The sequence below is a fragment of the Campylobacter sp. CFSAN093233 genome (assembly GCF_011068165.1).
Classification (GTDB): Bacteria; Campylobacterota; Campylobacteria; order Campylobacterales; family Campylobacteraceae; genus Campylobacter_D; species Campylobacter_D jejuni.
This window is the reverse complement of sequence record NZ_JAAMWY010000008.1, coordinates 82,232-101,584: the sequence shown is the minus strand read 5'-3', so window position 1 is coordinate 101,584 and position 19,353 is coordinate 82,232. Positions and strand designations below refer to the sequence as shown.

21 protein-coding genes are annotated in these 19,353 nt (G+C 31.0%); 14 read left to right on the top strand and 7 right to left on the bottom strand.

Annotation, left to right across the window (positions count from 1 at the left end; all coding sequences use genetic code 11):
* Positions 1–8 precede the first annotated feature (8 nt).
* Positions 9–1,583: a phosphoenolpyruvate carboxykinase (ATP) gene (pckA, locus tag FBF15_RS07770; protein WP_002859572.1), complete on the top strand. Its 1,575-nt coding sequence runs from the start codon at positions 9–11 to the stop codon at positions 1,581–1,583.
* A gap of 9 nt (positions 1,584–1,592) precedes the next feature.
* A complete protein-coding gene (gene argH / locus FBF15_RS07765; RefSeq protein WP_002870278.1) occupies positions 1,593–2,975 on the top strand; it encodes an argininosuccinate lyase in 1,383 nt (460 codons plus the stop codon).
* A gap of 21 nt (positions 2,976–2,996) precedes the next feature.
* On the opposite strand, the gene ychF is transcribed toward argH, so the two are convergent.
* Genes ychF through rpiB form a run of 6 tightly spaced genes read right to left on the bottom strand, consistent with a single transcriptional unit; the run spans position 2,997 to position 7,474 of the window.
* Positions 2,997–4,100, bottom strand: coding sequence for a redox-regulated ATPase YchF (gene ychF / locus FBF15_RS07760; protein ID WP_002853275.1), 1,104 nt, complete (start codon positions 4,098–4,100; stop codon positions 2,997–2,999).
* Positions 4,097–5,548, bottom strand: a complete 1,452-nt coding sequence (locus FBF15_RS07755; RefSeq protein ID WP_038816986.1) for a leucyl aminopeptidase — start codon at positions 5,546–5,548, stop codon at positions 4,097–4,099. Before FBF15_RS07755 ends, ychF begins: the two co-directional genes overlap by 4 nt.
* A complete protein-coding gene (locus FBF15_RS07750; RefSeq protein WP_002854047.1) occupies positions 5,545–6,141 on the bottom strand; it encodes a DedA family protein in 597 nt (198 codons plus the stop codon). The genes FBF15_RS07755 and FBF15_RS07750 overlap by 4 nt, the downstream gene beginning before the upstream one ends.
* 18 nt (positions 6,142–6,159) lie before the next feature.
* Positions 6,160–6,708 (bottom strand): adenine phosphoribosyltransferase, encoded by a 549-nt coding sequence (apt, locus tag FBF15_RS07745; RefSeq protein WP_038816987.1) that lies wholly within the window; start codon positions 6,706–6,708, stop codon positions 6,160–6,162.
* Positions 6,705–7,037, bottom strand: coding sequence for a membrane protein (locus FBF15_RS07740; RefSeq protein WP_002853247.1), 333 nt, complete (start codon positions 7,035–7,037; stop codon positions 6,705–6,707). Before FBF15_RS07740 ends, apt begins: the two co-directional genes overlap by 4 nt.
* A complete protein-coding gene (rpiB, locus tag FBF15_RS07735) occupies positions 7,037–7,474 on the bottom strand; it encodes a ribose 5-phosphate isomerase B (RefSeq protein WP_002856024.1) in 438 nt (145 codons plus the stop codon). Before rpiB ends, FBF15_RS07740 begins: the two co-directional genes overlap by 1 nt.
* Before the next feature lie 164 nt (positions 7,475–7,638).
* On the opposite strand from rpiB, the gene FBF15_RS07730 reads away from it, so the two are divergent.
* The 9 genes from FBF15_RS07730 to kcuS all read left to right on the top strand — a co-directional run bounded on the left by FBF15_RS07730 (position 7,639) and on the right by kcuS (position 15,580).
* On the top strand, positions 7,639–8,193 hold the full coding sequence (locus tag FBF15_RS07730; RefSeq protein ID WP_002853263.1) for a chemotaxis protein CheB: 555 nt from the start codon (positions 7,639–7,641) through the stop codon (positions 8,191–8,193).
* Positions 8,194–8,209: 16 nt separating this feature from the next.
* The gene (locus FBF15_RS07725) at positions 8,210–8,998 is read left to right on the top strand and encodes a CheR family methyltransferase (protein ID WP_002853285.1); all 789 of its coding nucleotides are present in this window, start codon (positions 8,210–8,212) and stop codon (positions 8,996–8,998) included.
* A gap of 135 nt (positions 8,999–9,133) precedes the next feature.
* Complete coding sequence (locus tag FBF15_RS07720; protein ID WP_002853259.1) at positions 9,134–9,862, top strand: amino acid ABC transporter ATP-binding protein; 729 nt, start codon at positions 9,134–9,136, stop codon at positions 9,860–9,862.
* Between the two features lie 21 nt (positions 9,863–9,883).
* A complete protein-coding gene (gene peb1A / locus FBF15_RS07715) occupies positions 9,884–10,663 on the top strand; it encodes a bifunctional adhesin/ABC transporter aspartate/glutamate-binding protein PEB1a (protein ID WP_002853252.1) in 780 nt (259 codons plus the stop codon).
* A gap of 1 nt (position 10,664) precedes the next feature.
* Positions 10,665–11,417, top strand: coding sequence for an amino acid ABC transporter permease (locus FBF15_RS07710; protein ID WP_002853332.1), 753 nt, complete (start codon positions 10,665–10,667; stop codon positions 11,415–11,417).
* Positions 11,418–11,427: 10 nt separating this feature from the next.
* Positions 11,428–12,087, top strand: a complete 660-nt coding sequence (locus FBF15_RS07705; RefSeq protein ID WP_002853290.1) for an amino acid ABC transporter permease — start codon at positions 11,428–11,430, stop codon at positions 12,085–12,087.
* Positions 12,088–12,194: 107 nt separating this feature from the next.
* A complete protein-coding gene (locus FBF15_RS07700) occupies positions 12,195–13,124 on the top strand; it encodes a ribose-phosphate pyrophosphokinase (protein WP_002853293.1) in 930 nt (309 codons plus the stop codon).
* Between the two features lie 166 nt (positions 13,125–13,290).
* A complete protein-coding gene (locus FBF15_RS07695) occupies positions 13,291–15,402 on the top strand; it encodes a carbon starvation CstA family protein (RefSeq protein ID WP_038816696.1) in 2,112 nt (703 codons plus the stop codon).
* Positions 15,383–15,580, top strand: coding sequence for a KCU-star family selenoprotein (kcuS, locus tag FBF15_RS07690; RefSeq protein WP_002867452.1), 198 nt, complete (start codon positions 15,383–15,385; stop codon positions 15,578–15,580). Before FBF15_RS07695 ends, kcuS begins: the two co-directional genes overlap by 20 nt.
* Before the next feature lie 39 nt (positions 15,581–15,619).
* On the opposite strand, the gene FBF15_RS07685 is transcribed toward kcuS, so the two are convergent.
* Positions 15,620–16,033, bottom strand: a complete 414-nt coding sequence (locus tag FBF15_RS07685) for an acyl-CoA thioesterase (RefSeq protein WP_002853544.1) — start codon at positions 16,031–16,033, stop codon at positions 15,620–15,622.
* 61 nt (positions 16,034–16,094) lie between these two features.
* Between FBF15_RS07685 and ciaB the strand changes: the two genes are divergently transcribed.
* The 3 genes from ciaB to cysM all read left to right on the top strand — a co-directional run bounded on the left by ciaB (position 16,095) and on the right by cysM (position 19,351).
* Entirely contained in the window at positions 16,095–17,927 is a 1,833-nt protein-coding gene (ciaB, locus tag FBF15_RS07680; protein WP_165434625.1) for an invasion protein CiaB, read from the top strand.
* A 101-nt stretch (positions 17,928–18,028) separates the two neighbouring features.
* Entirely contained in the window at positions 18,029–18,325 is a 297-nt protein-coding gene (locus FBF15_RS07675; RefSeq protein ID WP_002859562.1) for an HU family DNA-binding protein, read from the top strand.
* 126 nt (positions 18,326–18,451) lie between these two features.
* Positions 18,452–19,351 (top strand): cysteine synthase B, encoded by a 900-nt coding sequence (gene cysM, locus FBF15_RS07670; protein WP_002870166.1) that lies wholly within the window; start codon positions 18,452–18,454, stop codon positions 19,349–19,351.
* Positions 19,352–19,353 lie beyond the last annotated feature (2 nt).

The following is a 19,353-nucleotide window of genomic DNA, read 5'->3' as shown; positions in this document are numbered from 1 at the left end:
AGGGAAAAATGAAAAAATTTGATAAGTTAGGTTTGGATAATATAAAGGAAATTTTTCATAATTTAAGTTATGATGAATTAAATGCTCATGAAAAAGCAAATAATGAAGGTTTAAGCACGGATAATGATACTTTTTGTGTAGATACAGGGATTTTTACAGGTAGGAGTCCTAAAGATAAATATTTTGTAAAACAAGATCCATCTAGTAAATATATAGCTTGGGGAAAGGTAAATCAGCCTATTACAAAAGAATTATTTGATAAACTTTTAACTAAAGCAAAGCAAGAATTAAGCGGAAAGAAAATTTATGTTCAAGATGTTTTTTGCGGTGCTTCTTTGCAAAGTCGCAAAGCAGTAAGATTTGTTACTGAAATTGCATGGCAAGCGCATTTTGTTAAAAATATGTTTATTCGCCCAAGTCAAGAGGAACTTGAGAATTTTAAAGCAGATTTTATTGTTTATAATGCTTGCAAATGCATCAATGAAGATTACAAACAAGATGGTTTAAATTCAGAGGTTTTTGTGATCTTTAATGTTGAAGAAAATATAGCGGTTATTGGTGGAACTTGGTATGGTGGAGAAATGAAAAAAGGTATTTTTTCTATGATGAATTATTGGTTGCCACTAGAAAATAAACTTTCTATGCATTGTAGTGCAAATGTCGGAGAAAAAGACGATGTGGCACTTTTCTTTGGACTTAGCGGTACAGGAAAAACTACGCTTTCAACCGATCCAAAAAGAAGACTCATAGGTGATGATGAGCATGGCTGGGATGATGAAGGTGTGTTTAATTTTGAGGGCGGTTGCTATGCAAAAACAATCAATCTTGATCCTGAATATGAGCCTGAAATTTATGGAGCCATTAAAAGAAATGCACTTTTAGAAAATGTAGTTTTAAGAGCTGATAAGAGTGTTGATTATGCTGATGCCTCAAAAACAGAAAACACGAGAGTTTCTTATCCTATAGAGCATATTGAAAATCATGAGCCTAGTCTAAAAGCAGGGCATCCAAAAAATATTATATTTTTAAGTGCAGATGCTTTTGGAATTTTACCCCCGGTAAGCAAACTAAGCAAAGAGCAGGCTATGTATTATTTTTTAAGTGGCTATACAGCAAAAGTAGCTGGAACTGAGCGCGGTATAACAGAGCCTCAAGCAACTTTTTCAGCTTGTTTTGGAGAACCTTTTATGCCTTTACATCCAACGGTTTATGCGAGATTGCTTGGTGAAAAGATTGAAAAACATGAAGTTAATGTTTATCTTGTTAATACGGGTTGGAGTGGCGGAAGCTACGGTGTGGGTAAAAGAATGAGCATTAAGGCTACTAGGGCTTGCATTAATGCTATTCTAGATGGAAGTATTACAAAATGCGAATTTGAAAATTTTGAAGTGTTTGATTTAGCTATTCCAAAAGCTTTAGAAGGTGTAGAAAGTGTACTTTTAAATCCTATAAATACTTGGTTAGATAAAAATGCTTATATTGCAACAAGAGATAAATTAGCACATATGTTTATACAAAATTTTAAACGTTATGAAGATGTCAAAGAAGGCATTGAATTTAGCAAATTTGGACCAAAAATTTAAGGCATTTAAATGAAAAATGAAATGTGGTCAGGACGTTTTAGTGATGCAAGTGATGAGCTTTTAAAAGAATTTAATGCAAGTTTAAATGTAGATAAAACTTTGTTCAATGAAGATATACAAGGTTCTATAGCACACGCTACAATGCTTGAAAGTTGTGGTATTTTAAAAAAAGAAGAATTAGATGCTATTATAAAAGGTTTAGAGCAGGTTAGAAGTGAAATAGAGCAAGGTAAATTTATTTTTGATATTAAAGATGAAGATATTCATATGGCCGTAGAAAAGCGTTTAAGCGAGATTATAGGTAGTGAAATTGGTGGAAGACTTCATACTGCAAGAAGTAGAAATGATCAAGTGGCTACTGATTTTAAACTTTTTGTCAAAAAATCTCATATTGAACTTATAAAGCTTTTAAAAGAATTGATTCAAACCATGCTCGAACATGCTAAAGTGCATAAAAAAACTATTATGCCAAGTTTTACACATTTACAGCACGCTCAGCCTGTGAGTTTTTCTTTTTATATTTTAGCTTATGCTTTTATGTTAATGCGAGATATTAAGCGTTTGCAAAATAGCCTAGAACTCGCAGACTTTTCGCCACTTGGATCTTGTGCATGTGCAGGAACAAGCTATAGAACCAATCGTGAGTTGAGTGCTGAAATTTTAGGATTTAAAGATATTATGCTAAATGCTATGGATGGAGTGAGTGATAGGGATTTTGCTCTTGATTTGCTTTATGATATAGCAGTTATTTTTACACACACATCAAGACTTTGCGAAGAAATGATCTTATTTTCAAGTTCGGAGTTTTCTTTTATAACTATAAGTGATAGCTTTTCAACAGGAAGTTCTATTATGCCTCAGAAAAAAAATCCTGATGTTTGTGAGCTTATACGTGGAAAAACAGGGCGTGTTTATGGAAATTTGATTTCTCTTTTAACTATAATGAAAGCTTTACCTTTAGCCTATAATAAAGATATGCAAGAAGATAAAGAAGGGATTTTTGATAGTGTAAAAACCGCTAAAGATAGCTTAATCATCTTAAATGCAATGCTAAAAGAAATACAAATTAATAAAGAAAATATGCTTAATGCTTGTAAAAAAGGTCATTTATTGGCTACCGATTTGGCAGATTATTTGGTGCGTGAAAAAAATATTCCTTTTAGAAAAGCACATTTTATAGTGGGAAATGTTGTTGCACAAGCTGAAGCACAAGGTATTGATATAAGTGAAATTAAAGATCTTTCAAAAATAGATCCTGTATTTGATGAAAAAGCTATGGAACTTTTAAATTTTGAATTTTCTTTAAATTCTAAGCAAAGTGAAGGCTCAAGTTCTATTGCAAGCGTAGAAAAGCAAATTCAAATTTTGGAAGGTTTTATTCAAAATTTATAAATATTGTTTAGGCTATTTTGCCTAAACATTGAATCTAAAGTGCATTACATCGCCGTCTAAAACGATATAGTCTTTTCCTTCAAGGCGTAGCTTTCCTGCTTCTTTGGCGCCATTTTCGCCTTTGTATTGGATATAGTCTTCATAGGAAATAACTTCAGCTTTTATAAAGCCTTTTTCAAAGTCATTATGAATCACGCTTGCTGCTTTTGGTGCTTTCCAGCCTTTTTTGATTGTCCAAGAACGCACTTCAACTACACCAGCGGTAAAATAACTGATCAGTCCAAGCTTAGCAAAAGCAGTGCGTATGATTTGATCAAGACCGCTTTCGTTAACTCCTAGAGAGCTTAAAAATTCATGACTTTCTTCATCGCTTAATCCTACTAATTCTTCTTCGATTTTTGCACAAAGCTTGATAACTTCATGATCATTTTTTTTAGCATATTCTTTTAAAGCTTTTACATAATCATTATCTTCACTAATACCATTTTCATCAACATTTGCACCATAAATCACCTCTTTAGCAGAAAGCAGTCTTAATTCCTTGATTAGGGCTTGATAAATTTCACTTTCCTTTTCAGGATAAGAACTTGCAGCTAAGCCTTTGTTTAAATGATCAAGTAAGGAATTTGCAAGTTCGAGACTTTCTTTGGCGCCCTTTTGATTGGCTTTGGCTTCTTTGGTGAGTTTTTCTATTTTTTTACTCAGTTGCTCAATATCTGCTAAAATAAGCTCTGTATTGATAATTTCTACATCACGTAAAGGATCAACTCCACCTTCAACATGGGTAATATTTTCTTCATCAAAACAACGTACTATATGCAAAATAACCTCAGTTTCACGTATATTTGAAAGAAATTTATTTCCCAAGCCTTCGCCTTTACTTGCGCCTTTAACAAGTCCAGCGATATCTACAAATTCTATTAAAGAATGCATAATTCTTTCAGGTTTTACTATTTTAGCAAGTTCATTAAGTCTTAAATCAGGAACTTCAACCATGGCTTTATTAGGCTCTATGGTGCAGAAAGGATAGTTTGCACTTTGGGCATTTTGTGCTTTAGTTAAAGCATTAAAAGTTGTTGATTTGCCAACATTTGGAAGTCCTACTATACCTACGCTTAAACTCATTTAGCTTTCCTTAAAATTTGAATTAAATAATTAACACACATTCTAACTCCAGCTCCACCTGCGCCAAAACTAGAATATCCCCAAGATTTTTCTGTATAAGCAGGTCCTGCTATGTCAAGATGTAGCCATTTATCTTTATATTCTTTACGAATAAATTTATCTAAAAATAACCCTGCGGTAATTGCACCTCCGTAGCGACTAGAGGCAGTATTACTAACATCGGCAATATTTGATTTTATAAGTTCTCTTAAGTAAGGGTTGAAATGTAAGATTGTGGTATATTCTCCGCTTTTTTTAGAGCTTAGATAAAAATCATTTTGCAATTCCTCATTATTTCCCATAATAGCACTTGTAAATTCTCCAAGTCCTACAACACAAGCTCCAGTAAGAGTTGCCATATCGATAAGTAAATCAGGTTTTAAATCCTGTGCAAAAGAAAGACAATCAGCTAAAACCAAGCGTCCTTCTGCATCTGTATTTCTTACCTCTATGCTTACACCTTCACGACTGATTAACACATCATCAGGCTTATAAGCATTGCCGCCTATCATATTTTCAGTTGCGCCCAAAATGCAATGCACTTCTAAATCTAAAGCAAGTTCAGCTACGGCTTTTATGATTCCCATTACTGCTGCTGCACCGCTTTTATCAGCTTTCATTGTAAGCATAAAATCAGCTGGTTTTAAGCTTAATCCACCGCTATCGTAAGTTAAGCCTTTTCCAACAAATACAACACGTTTTTTTGCATTTTTGGCTTTATAGCTTAGATGAATGAGGCGTGGTGGGTGTATCGAGGCGCGATTTACCGCTAAAAAGGCATTCATTTTTTCTTTGGCTAAGAATTTTTCATCATAAATTTTACAAATAATGTTTTTATTTTCTTTAGCTAAATTTTGCGCATCTTCTGCCATTTTTAAAGGGGTGTAAATTTCAGGAATTTCATTGACTATATTTTTAGTAAAATTTGTAGCATTAGCTAAAATTTCTCCACGCTCTAAACCTATCTTAGCTTCATCTTTATTAAATTTCTTACCATTTAATTCTTCGCTTGAAATAATAAATTTTTCCAAAGTACTTGTTTTTTTCTCGCTTTTATATTTGTCAAATTTATAAGCTCCAAAAAGTACGCCTTCAACTAAAGATGCAAAACTTCTAACTACACAATCTCCTATTATGCTAGGAAGTTTTACGCTTTTAATATTAAGTTTCTCAAGAGTTTTATATGCTGTGCAAAGACTTAATCTTATATCATCATAAGCAAGACTTTTAAGCTCTAAATAAAGCTTTTTATTGTTTAAGTCTAATAATGCACCTTCGCCTTTGTAATTATTAAGTTTAAAAAAATCTTTTTCTTTGTTAAAAATTTTTAAATTTTTATCCTGTATAAAAACAAGTTCAAAGTCTGCTTTTATAGCATCTAGTTTTTTATCGTTTAATTCAAATTTCATGATTTTTTCCTTTTATCTTTAAGTATAGCTTTTTCCATTTGTTTAAAACCAAATAATAAAAGGGATAAAAAAGCTATAATAATAATGGCTGCATAATACCAATGTTCTTCAGCCCAAGTCACCATCTTCCAAATTTGTTCTCCAAAATACCAAGCTAGAAGTATAGTGATTGATGCCCAAACCCAAGCACTAAAAAGATTGATAATAGCAAATTTTTTTGCACTATAACGCGTGATTCCTATACTCATAGGTATAATGGTTCTAAAGCCATACATATAGCGTTGTATAAAAATAATAGGCCAACCAAAACGTTGTAAAAGTAGGTGTGCTACTGCAAATTTACGCCTTTGAGTTTTTAATTTTTTTTGTATGTAGCGTTTATTATATCTTCCTATATAGAAATAAATTTGATCACCTACAAAACCACCAAGTCCTGCTATAAATATAACAAAACCTAAATTTACATGTCCTTGATGAGCAAAAATACCTGCTAAAATTAAAGCTAACTCTCCTTCTAAAATGCACCATAAAAAAATAATAATATAAGCTAGATCTTTGTATTGGTAAAGTAAATTTTTTAAAAATTCTTCCATTTGTACCTTTCTATAGTTTTAAATTTCTAAAACACTATAAACTGAAGTAAGTTTTTCAAGTTTATTTGCTCCATTTAAATCTTTAAGATTCATTAAAAAACAAGCTTCAACACATTTAGCTCCAGCTTTTTGAATGAGTTCATATGAAGCTATAGCTGTTCCGCCAGTTGCTATTAAATCATCTACAAGTAAAACTCTTGCATTTTGAATATTTTTAAATGCATCTTTATGAAGTTCTACTTTATCGCTGCCATATTCAAGATCGTATTCGCAGCTAAAGGTTTCAAAAGGGAGTTTTCCAGGTTTTCTAATAGGTGCAAAAGGAAGATTAAGTTTTGCACAAATCATAGATGCAAAGATAAATCCTCTGCTTTCTGTTCCTGCTATGAAGTCTAGATTGTAATCTTTGTAGCGTTCTTTTAAATGTCTAAGTAGAAAATTTAAAGCTTCTTTGTTATTTAGTAGAGTGGTGATATCTCTAAAAATAATTCCTTTTTTTGGAAAATCAGGAATAATCCTAATGCTATCAAGCAGATATTTTTTTTCTTCTTGTGTTAGTTTTATCATAATAATGCCTCGATTTTTGCTTCTAATTCTTTAATTCTTTGTCTTAGTTTGTCATTTTCCAAGCGATATTGAGAATTTCTGGTTCTTAAAGATGTAAGGTCTGCTTTGATTTTATTAAGTTCTTCTGTGAGTATATCTATATTTCCAAGACTTCTTTGAAGTTGAATTTGTAGTTTTCTAATGACAATCTCAGTATCATCAAGATTGTTTTTGATAAAATCTTTTGATGTTTTTTCTTTATTAAGTAGAGTTTTATAGTAAAACAACATTACAATAAGATAGATAGTTGCACAAATCAATATAGTTAAAACAAGCCAGTTTGTAAACATTATATTTTTACCTCAATTTTTTGAATTCTTTGCATATGTCTCCCTTCTTCAAAAGGAGTTTGAATGAATTTTTCTATAATATCTATAGCTAATTCAACCCCGATTAATCTTCCGCCTAATGCCAAAACATTGGCATCATTATGCCTTCTTGCAAGTTCTGCACTTAAGCTTTCATGACATAATGCACAACGAATGTTTTTATGACGATTTGCTGCAATAGAAATTCCAATTCCACTTCCACAAATAAGAATGCCAAAGCTTCGTTCGTCTATTTTTTCGGCAAGTAAATGTGCATAATCAGGATAATCGCAGCTTGCGCAAGTGTTTGTTCCTAAATCGTTAAAAATTATATTTTTTTCTTTTAAAAATACGCAAATTTTTTCTTTTAATTCAAAACCAGCATGATCACTAGCAATATAAATTTTTTCCCTAAGCATTGGCTTCCTAATTACTATATAAAATAAGATAAAAACCTAATCTTATCATATTAAATCATAAAAACAGCTTTTCTTTTTTTAAAAATAAGCTTTATTTTTCTTTATATATGTTAGAATCATGTGACAAGAAAAATAAAATTTCAATAAATTAAGGGGAGAAGAAAATGAAGCTCATACTCATAGGATCTTCAACAGGTGGTCCTAATCAGCTTAAATTTCTTTTAAAGGATATTGATGTAAAAAATACTTGTGTAGTTATAGCTCAGCACATGAGTGCCAGTTTTATTCCATCTTTTGTGGGGCAATTTAATAAAGAAGCTTTTAGTGAAGTGTGCTTATTGAACGATAAAGAGATATTAAGCAATAAAATTTATATTTGCCCTAAAAATACTATTTTATCTGGAAATTTAAATATTGTAGCCGCTTGGCAAGATGTGGCTTCAAGCTTTAAACCGAGTGTGGATTTACTTTTTCATTCCGCTGTTTCTTTGGCAAAAACAAATAAAATACTTGCTATTATTTTAACGGGCATGGGAGATGATGGCGCAAAAGGTTTATTTGAGCTTTATAAAACAGGAGTTAGATGTTTATGTGAGAATGAAGCAGATAGCGTCGTTTATGGTATGCCAAAAAGAGCAAAAGATATGAATCCGCATTTAAAACCTATGAGCTTAAAAGAAATTAAAAAAGAAATTGTAAATTTTATTGATCAGGATTAATAATAAGGAAAATTGCATGGAAAAAAAAATAACTCCTAGCGAATTGGAACTTAATGAATTTATAAAAATTATCAACGAAATGAGTGGTATTGATTTAACCGATAAAAAAAATATACTAGCTTTAAAGTTGAATAAATTTCTTGAAGGAACTAATACTAAAAATTTTTCCGAATTTTTGGGAAAATTAAAAAGCAATAGACAACTTAAACAAGAAACTTTAGATTTTGTAACCATAGGTGAAACTTATTTTTTAAGAGAATTGGCTCAATTGAAAGAAATAATTTATTATGCCAAAAGCTTAGAAAAGAGAGTAAATATCCTAAGCGCCCCTTGTTCAAGTGGAGAAGAAGTATATTCTTTGGCATTATTGGCTGCGCAGAATTTTATTAAAGATATGTATATTTTAGGCGTTGATATTAATTCAAGTGTGATTGAAAAAGCAAAACTTGGAAAATATCAAGGAAGAACTTTACAGCGATTGAGCGAGAGTGAAAAAAGAAGGTTTTTTTTAGAAAGCGAAGATAAATTTTATACTATTAATAAAAATGAGCTTTGTACTTGTAAATTTGAACTTTGCAATGTTTTTGAAGAAAAATTTTCAAGATTGGGAAAATTTGATATTATAGCTTCTAGAAATATGATTATTTATTTTGATCATGAATCAAAACTAAAACTTATGGAGAGATTTCATAGAATTTTAAATGATAAAGGAAGGCTTTATGTTGGCAATGCTGATTTAATTCCAGAGACTATTTATTTTAAAAAGATTTTCTCTCCAAGAGGTGTTTACTATGAAAAAGTATAAATTCTAAAAATTACTAAAAGTTACACTTTGGAAATTTATTAGTAAAAATAAGTTACATTTTGAAGTAGTTTTCTTTATTTAATGATAAAATAATTTCAATTAATTTTATATTTAGTTAAAAATAAAGGAAAAAACTTGATTGAATTAAAAAATGTAAACAAATACTACGGAACTCATCATGTTCTAAAGAATATTAATCTTTCTGTTAAAGAAGGTGAGAAGCTTGTTATTATAGGTCCAAGTGGAAGTGGAAAAAGTACAACTATCCGTTGCATGAATGGGCTTGAAGAAGTTAGTTCAGGAGAGGTCGTAGTTAACAATCTTGTTTTAAATCATAAAAATAAAATTGAAATTTGCCGAAAATATTGTGCAATGGTTTTTCAGCATTTTAATTTATATCCACATATGACGGTTTTGCAAAATTTGACCTTAGCTCCAATGAAACTTCAAAAAAAATCTAAAAAAGAAGCTGAAGAAACAGCTTTTAAGTATTTAAAAGTTGTAGGTTTGCTGGATAAAGCAAATGTTTATCCAGCAACCCTTTCAGGTGGACAACAACAACGCGTTGCTATAGCAAGATCACTTTGTACTAAAAAACCCTATATTTTATTTGATGAACCTACTTCAGCCCTTGATCCAGAAACCATACAAGAGGTTTTAGATGTAATGAAAGAAATTTCACATCAAAGCAATACTACCATGGTGGTTGTTACACACGAAATGGGTTTTGCAAAAGAAGTAGCAGATAGGATTATTTTTATGGAAGATGGTGCTATTGTGGAAGAAAATATTCCTAGTGAATTTTTCTCAAATCCAAAAACTGAAAGAGCGCGACTCTTTTTAGGGAAAATTCTTAAAAATTAACCAAAATTGAAAGGAGAAAAAATGGTTTTTAGAAAATCTTTGTTAAAGTTGGCAGTTTTTGCTCTAGGTGCTTGTGTTGCATTTAGCAATGCTAATGCAGCAGAAGGTAAGCTTGAGTCTATTAAATCTAAAGGACAATTAATAGTTGGTGTTAAAAATGATGTTCCGCATTATGCTTTACTTGATCAAGCAACAGGTGAAATTAAAGGTTTCGAAGTAGATGTTGCCAAATTGCTAGCTAAAAGTATATTGGGTGATGATAAAAAAATAAAACTAGTTGCAGTTAATGCTAAAACAAGAGGCCCTTTGCTTGATAATGGTAGTGTAGATGCAGTGATAGCAACTTTTACTATTACTCCAGAGAGAAAAAGAATTTATAATTTCTCAGAACCTTATTATCAAGATGCTATAGGGCTTTTGGTTTTAAAAGAAAAAAAATATAAATCTTTAGCTGATATGAAAGGTGCAAATATTGGAGTGGCTCAAGCTGCAACTACAAAAAAAGCTATAGGTGAAGCTGCTAAAAAAATTGGCATTGATGTTAAATTTAGTGAATTTCCTGATTATCCAAGTATAAAAGCTGCTTTAGATGCTAAAAGAGTTGATGCGTTTTCTGTAGACAAATCAATATTGTTAGGTTATGTGGATGATAAAAGTGAAATTTTGCCAGATAGTTTTGAACCACAAAGTTATGGTATTGTAACCAAAAAAGATGATCCAGCTTTTGCAAAATATGTTGATGATTTTGTAAAAGAACATAAAAATGAAATTGATGCTTTAGCGAAAAAATGGGGTTTATAATATGAATGAAAGTGTAGGTTTTGTTGAACATTTAAGACAAATTCTTACTTCTTGGGGTTTATATGATGAAAATAGTATAAGCCCTTTTGCGGTATGGAAATTTTTAGATGCTTTGGATAATAAAGATGCTTTTATTAATGGTTTTATTTATACTTTAGAAGTAAGCATTCTTGCTTTGCTTATAGCTACAATTTTTGGAACTATAGGCGGAGTTATGGCTACAAGTAGATTTAAAATTATCAGAGCCTACACTAGAATTTACGTAGAGCTTTTTCAAAATGTTCCTTTGGTAATACAAATTTTCTTTTTGTTTTATGCCTTACCTGTTTTAGGTATAAGGCTTGATATATTTACTATTGGTGTATTGGGTGTTGGGGCGTATCACGGAGCTTATGTAAGCGAGGTGGTTAGAAGTGGAATTTTGGCTGTGCCAAGAGGTCAGTTTGAAGCTTCTGCGTCTCAAGGGTTTACTTATATTCAACAAATGCGTTATATTATAGTACCTCAAACCATTAGAATTATTTTACCGCCGATGACAAATCAAATGGTAAATTTAATTAAAAATACCTCTGTATTGCTTATTGTAGGTGGAGCTGAGTTAATGCATTCTGCTGATAGTTATGCAGCTGATTATGGAAATTATGCGCCGGCTTATATATTTGCAGCGGTTTTATATTTTATAATTTGCTATCCTTTGGCTTATTTTGCAAAAGCTTATGAAAATAAATTAAAAAAAGCACATTTAACGAGATAAAGGGTTGTTAATGGAAAATGTTTTTAATGCACAAAATATTGAATTTTTAATGCAAGGTTTATTTCTGACATTAAAAATAGCCTTAGCAACTTGTATTATTTCGATTGTTTTTGGAACTTTTTTAGCTATAACTAAAAATTATGGGGATAGATTAAGTAAATTTTTAGCAGCTTGCTATATAGATATTTTTAGAAATACTCCTTTATTATTATGGATGCTTGCAGCTTGTTTTGTTCTACCTGTATTTTTTGGACAATTTCCTCAAGCTTTTTGGGGTACTATAGGATTTTCACTTTATACGAGTTCGGTTATGGCTGAAATTATTAGAGGTGGATTAAATTCTATACCAAAAGGTCAGTTTGAAGCAGCTTATTCTCAAGGTTTTGGTAAATTTTTTACTCTTTTTTATATTATTTTACCACAAACTTTTAGAAAAATAATACCTGCTTTATTATCTCAAATTGTAACCACTGTAAAGGATACAGCTTATTTAGCGGGTTTAGGTATAGCTGAACTTACTTATAATTCAAAAACTATATTGGCAAAACTAACAAGTTTTGAAGAAATTTTAGCGATGATAGGTGTTGTTGCGGGAATTTATTTTATAATATGTTTTTCACTTTCTATGTTGGTAAGATATTATGCCAAAAAGACAGCTTACATTTCTTAAAAAAGCTTATATTTTTATATAAGCTTTTTAAATTTACAGCAGTTTTTAACATTTTTTTTATTAAAATCTTTTGTATTAATTCATAATTTTATTGATTAAGGTTTTTTATGCGAGGTTATAAAATTTTTTCAGGCTCAGCTAATGTCGAATTTGCAAGACAAGTTTCTAAATATCTCTCCCTGCCTTTAAGTGATGCTGGAGTAAAGCGGTTTAGTGATGGAGAGATTAGTGTTCAAATTGATGAGAGTGTACGCGGAAAGGATGTTTTTATTATTCAAAGTACTTGCGCTCCTACAAACGATAATTTAATGGAACTTTTAATTCTTACAGATGCTTTGCGTCGCTCAAGTGCAAATTCAATTACGGCTATTATCCCATATTTTGGCTATGCGAGACAAGATAGAAAAGCAAATCCTAGAGTGCCAATTACTGCTAAACTTGTGGCTAATTTGATTCAAGCAGCTGGGATTGATCGCGTAGCTACGATAGATTTGCATGCAGGACAAATTCAGGGTTTTTTTGATATTCCAGTAGATAATCTTTATGGAAGTATAGTTTTTAATGATTACATTAAAGCCAAACATTTTAAAAATGCTATTATAGGAAGTCCAGATATAGGGGGTGTTGCAAGAGCTAGGAGTGTTGCAAAGCATTTAGGACTTGATATAGTTATAGTTGATAAGCGTCGTGAAAAAGCCAATGAAAGTGAAGTAATGAATATTATTGGAGATGTAAAAGATAAAGAAGTTATCTTAGTGGATGATATTATTGATACTGCTGGCACTATAGTTAAAGCCGCGGAAGCTTTAAAAGAAAAAGGTGCAAAATCTGTTATGGCTTGCTGTACTCATGCAGTTTTAAGTGGAAAAGCCTATGAGAGAATAGCAAGTGGAGTTTTAGATGAGCTTGTGGTAACAGATACTATACCTTTAAAAGAGCAATTACCAAATATTAAAGTATTAAGCGTTACACCTGTTTTTGCTGAAGTAATACGTCGTGTTTATCATAACGAAAGTGTAAATTCTCTCTTTATTTAGATTAAAAAAGCTTAAAGATTATTTTTAAGCTTTTCATTTTTATGCTACTTAAAGAAACAAAAAACATATATTTTTTTAAAAATGTGAAAAAACTAAACATCTTTCTATATAATTTAATCTATAAATCTGCTATTCTTTGAAAATATTTTATTTTCTTAGGAGAAATATGACTCAGTTAAGTACTAAAATTTTATGGTTGTTTGTTGCAACTTTAGGCGCTATTTGTTTTGGTTATTTAGCTTTACAAAATGGCGAAAGTGTATCAGCGATTTATTTGGTGGTTGCTGCTGTATGTATTTATATGATAGGATATAGATTTTATGGGCGTTTTGTAGCTTATAAGGTTTTAGAACTTGATAAAAATCGTGCAACACCAGCACTTGTAGAAAATGATGGGCGTGATTTTGTGCCTACAAATAAAGCTGTATTATTTGGACATCATTTTGCTGCTATTGCAGGAGCAGGTCCATTAGTAGGACCTATCTTGGCCGCTCAAATGGGATATTTGCCTTCTATGCTTTGGATTTTAGTAGGAGGAGTTTTAGCGGGTGCTGTGCATGATTTTGTTGTTCTTTTTATATCTACTCGTAGAAAAGGTAGAAGTCTTGGCGAGATGATTAAGGATGAGATGGGTAAATTTACAGGTGGAGTTGCTATGGTGGCGATTTTTGGCATTATGCTTATTATTATTGCCATTTTAGCTATGGTGGTTGTAAAAGCTTTAGCAGAATCTCCATGGGGTTTATTTACTATCGCAATGACTATTCCTATAGCAATATTTATGGGCATTTATATGCGTTTTATCCGTCCAGGTAGAGTAGGGGAGGCTTCTATAATAGGTTTTGTGCTTTTAATTTTGGCTATTCATTATGGTAGCGTTATAGCTGCTGATCCTTATTGGGCTAAAATATTTACTTTAGAAGCTCCAATTTTGGCAATTGTTATGATGGCTTATGGTTTTATTGCTTCTGTTTTACCTGTGTGGTTTTTACTTGCTCCAAGAGATTATCTTTCAACTTTTTTGAAAATCGGTGTTATTGTGGTAATGGCTGTAGCTATTGTTTTGGTTGCTCCTGATTTACAAATGCCAAAAGCAAATACTCAGTATTTTGATGGAACAGGTCCAGTATTTGCAGGTGGAGTGTTTCCATTTTTATTTATTACCATTGCTTGTGGTGCGATCAGTGGTTTTCATGCTTTGATTTCTAGTGGAACTACTCCTAAAATGCTTGAAAACGAAACTCATGCTTTGGCTGTTGGATATGGCTCTATGCTTGCTGAGAGTGCTGTGGCGATTATGGCTTTAATTTGTGCTTGTATTTTACATCCAGGTCTTTATTTTGCTATAAATTCAAGCTCTGCTTTGATAGGAACAGATGTTGTAAATGTAGCACAAACTATTTCAAGTTGGGGATTTAGTATTACTCCTGAAGAAATTACTACTTTAACCACAAATATAGGAGAGCATACTATACTTTCAAGAACAGGGGGAGCCCCGACTTTTGCTATAGGTGTAGCTTTGATCTTACATGAACTTTTTGGCGGCGTGGATTTGATGGCTTTTTGGTATCATTTTGCTATATTGTTTGAAGCTTTATTTATTTTAACAGCGGTGGATGCTGGGACAAGGGCTTGTCGTTTTATGGTGCAAGATATATTGGGTAATGTTTATAAACCTTTAGGAGATATTCATAATTATCCAGCTGGACTTTTGGCTACGGCTTTAAGTGTTGCAGGTTGGGGATATTTTCTTTATCAAGGTGCCATTGATCCTAAGGGAGGAATTTATACGCTTTGGCCTCTTTTTGGCGTGAGTAATCAAATGCTTGCGGGTATGGCTTTACTTCTTGCTACAACTATACTTGTAAAAATGGGCAAGGCAAGATATACTTGGGTTACTTTAGTACCTGCGGTATTTGTCTTAGTGGCAACTCTGTATGGAGGAATTCAAAAAATTATGCCTTATGAAGAAGGCAATAAAGTAGCAAATGCGGTAAGTCATGTAGCCGCCGTTAGCATACAAAGTCAAAAAATTAAAGATTTAGAATTTAAATTAAATAATACTAAAGATGAAAAAGAAATTTCTGTAATTAAAAAAGAAATTTCAATAGCCACTCAAAATAAAGTTGGAAATTTACTTAATGCAATTCTTTGTGTGTTCTTTATGATAGCTACCTTGCTTGTTATAATTTCTTGTATAGGAATTTGCTTAGGTAAAATTAAAATTCCTCTTAAAGAAACTAAGTATATTAAGATTGATGAATTTCAAAAAATTTAAGTATTATTATGAAAAAGCCGAAAGGTTTTTTCATCCCTTGGTGGGACTTTCTAGTTATGATAAGTATTTAGAACACATGAAACAAAAACATCCAGGAAAAATTCCAAAAACCAGAGGGGAATTTTTCAAAGAATGTCTAGATAAAAAATATAATAGTGGCGGTTTAAATAAATGCTGATAAGCTTAAAGGATAAAGTTTTATCATACAAAATAAGCTTTAAGCATTTAAAAAGCCATGAATTCTTTTAAGTTCTTCACTAATAGGCTTTTTCTTTCCATCTCTTGTAACACTTACATAAGTTACTAAAGCCGAAGTTACATTAATGCAAGAAGTACAACCTTGAGAATCCACTCTTTGAGCTGTGACTTCTACTTCAACGCTGATTGAAGTGTTGCCCACATTTACAACTTTAGAGTAACAAGAAATTATATCGCCTATAAAAACAGGTTCTTTAAAAACTACTTTATCCATAGAGATGGTTACAACGCGTTCAGGAGAAAGTTCTCTTGCTGCGATAGCTCCTGCTAAATCGATTTGTGAAAGTATCCATCCGCCAAAAATATTTCCTGCTGGATTTGTGTCACTTGGCATAGCTACAATTTTTAATTTTGGTTCTCCCATATCTCTCATTTTTACTCCTTATTTTAAAAAATGAATTATAATTAAAAAAGTTAAAAAGGAGAATAAAAGTATGAATAATTTTAAAGAAATAGCTAAATTGGTTAGAAAATACAAAGAAAGAAATAATGCGTTATATGAGTTTTTAGACAAAGAAGATGTGGGCGAGTATTTTAGATCTTTGATTTCTTTAAGTGAGTTAAAACAAGATAAGACAACTATGCTAGCCATACTTAGGCGTTTGGTTGATTTAAAGGAAGAAAATTTAGTTCAAGAGTGGAAAAAAAACAACTTTAAGGAAGATAAGATTATAGAGTTAAAACATAAGTTCTATGAAGAGGTTAGAAAGTTTTATGAAAAAGAACATCAAAATTTAATTAATGAAATAAAAGAGAAAAAACTTTTAAATAATTTTTATCAGTCCTTAATACAAGGAGTGCATAATATAGGTTTAATTATGAATATTTTTGAAATTTCTTGGACTAAAGAAATTATAGAAAAAAATAATAAAATTTTATCTACTCAATTTCCAAATTTAGATGATGCAATGGAATTTTTACGTAAAAATCATTTATATCAAAAAACTCCAGAAGGAGAAATTTGTGAGCGAAGCTATGGTGTTTTAGTTAGAATAGGAAATTTATGGAAATTTGTTCCTTATGCGAGATTTTTCGAGAATGAAATTTTAAAATTAGAATTTGCTTTTGAAAATATGATTGATCAGCTTAAAATATTTGCTAGCAGCGAAGAGGAAAAAGCTTATATAGAATATTTTGAAAAATTAAAATTAGCGTTTTGTGAAAAAGATGAAGATAGGGTTATAAAAGCTTGGCAAGAAGCTGAATTTGCTTGGATGAAAGTAAAATCACCTTTACAAGTGGGACATCCCTTAGAATATTATGAAGATAATTATACTCATGCGGTGGCATTAGAATGGGATATAAGAATAGAAGATGAAAATGATTTTGATGTTTTGAAATTTGGTAATGAAATTAAGGAAAGTTTTGAACATGTTTATAAAAATATAGGACTTGAAGATTATGAATTAGAAAAAGAAGTTTTATCTAATATAGAAAAAACTCAACTTTATATTTGCACTCCGATGATATTTTATGGTGCTGAACTTAAAGGTTTATTCTCAGCTCAAGTCGTTCCAAATGATGAGTTTGTAAGTTCTAAGGCGGGCAAAAAAATATTTGCCTTTATAAATTTTGTATATGAAAATGCTAAAACAAAGCCTTTTATGAAAATTTCTAGCGAGGTTTTTGATAAAGAATTTTTGGATTTTGGAAGAAATATTTTATTTTATCAGGAAAAAATTTGGAAAAGGGTTTATGAAGTATCAACTATAGGCCATGAATTTGGTCATATATTTTTTATTGCTAATGATACCGAAAAAACAATGAATCAGAGTGGTTTTTTTAAAAATATAGAAGAATATAAAGCTACTACAGGTGGACTTATAAATTTCTTTTATCATGAACAAGATGACTTGATAATGCCTGTTTTTCATGAACTTATAAAAAGAGCTATTGGACTTATTTCTTGGCAAAGGGTTGATGAAGTTAGACCTTATTATACGGAAGGACTTATTCATCTTAGCTTGCTTTTTGAAAGCGAAGTATTGATTTTTGAAAATAATAATTTGAAGATAAATTTTGATTTAAGGTATTATGAAAAATTTAAAGAGCTAACTTTAAAAAATTATCATGAATTGGCAAAACACTATGCTTTAAGACTTGATGCAAAAGAGTTTTTAAGTAGATTTTGTGAAATTGAAGATAATATTTTTCTTCCTATTATGCCTAAGTGTAAAGAATTTGTTAAATTTTATTATGATTTATACGAGAAAATTGGTAATGAAATTGATAATAGTGGAGAATTTGAAAGATATAAGAAAAAATAATAAAGTTTTTTGAAAAAAACTTAAAAAAAGCTGTTTTTTACTTGATATTGTTTTTTAAATATGCTAAAATTAGGCGTTTCAATTAAAACAAAGGAGCTTTTATGACTAAAGCAGATTTTATTTCATTAGTTGCTCAAACAGCTGGGCTAACAAAAAAAGACGCTACTACTGCTACTGATGCAGTTATTTCTACTATTACTGATGTTTTAGCTAAAGGTGATAGCATCAGTTTTATTGGTTTTGGTACTTTTTCAACTCAAGAAAGAGCTGCTAGAGAAGCTAGAGTACCAAGCACAGGAAAAACAATCAAAGTTCCTGCTACAAGAGTTGCAAAATTTAAGGTAGGTAAAAACCTTAAAGAAGCTGTTGCAAAAGCAAGCGGCAAAAAGAAAAAATAAAACTTCGGCTAGATAAATTCTAGCCTTCTTTCTTAATTGATCCAGATATTTTATATCTTTTATTTACTTTATTTTTTTAAACTTTTATAAAACTATCATTATTAAATAAAAAAGGATATTAAAATTATGAAAGTATATGAAAAAGTAAGTGAGCTTATAGGAAATACTCCTATTATACATTTGAAAAAATTTGGTATCAATGTTTTTGCTAAATGTGAATTTTTAAATCCTAGTCATTCTATAAAAGATAGAGCAGCTTTTGAAATGATTAAAGATGCTTTAGATAGTAAAAAAATTAATCAAGATACTACAATAGTTGAAGCAACTAGTGGAAATACTGGAATTTCTTTGGCTATGATTTGTGCAGATTTGGGACTTAAATTTATTGCTGTAATGCCCGAATCTATGAGTTTAGAAAGAAGAAAAATGATAACACTCTTTGGCGCTAGGTTAGAATTAACTCCTGCAAATTTAGGAATGAAAGGAGCGGTTGATAAAGCAAATGAAATATTATTAAATACTCCAAATTCTTTTATGGTTTCTCAATTTGAAAATATTTCAAATAAAAATGCGCATCGTAAGAATACGGCTTTAGAAATTTTAAGAGATTTGGATAATGAACTTGATATTTTTGTAGCTGGTTTTGGAACTGGCGGTACTATTAGTGGAGTTGGGGAAATACTAAAAGAAAAATTAGAAAAAGTGCATATTGTTGGAGTCGAGCCTCTAAATTCTCCATTGCTTAGCAAAGGTGAAGCGGGAAGCCATAAAATACAAGGAATAGGGGCGAATTTTATACCTGCTATTTTAAATAAAGAAGTTATAGATGAAGTGATCACAGTAAGTAATGAAGATGCTATAAATACAGCCAAAGAACTTGCCAAAAGTGGTTTAATGGTAGGTATATCAAGTGGAGCAAATGTATTTGCCGCAAGTATGCTAGCAAAGAAATTTCCAGATAAAAGAATTTTAACTATGCTAAACGATACGGCTGAAAGATACCTCTCAACTGATCTTTTTGCTTAAGT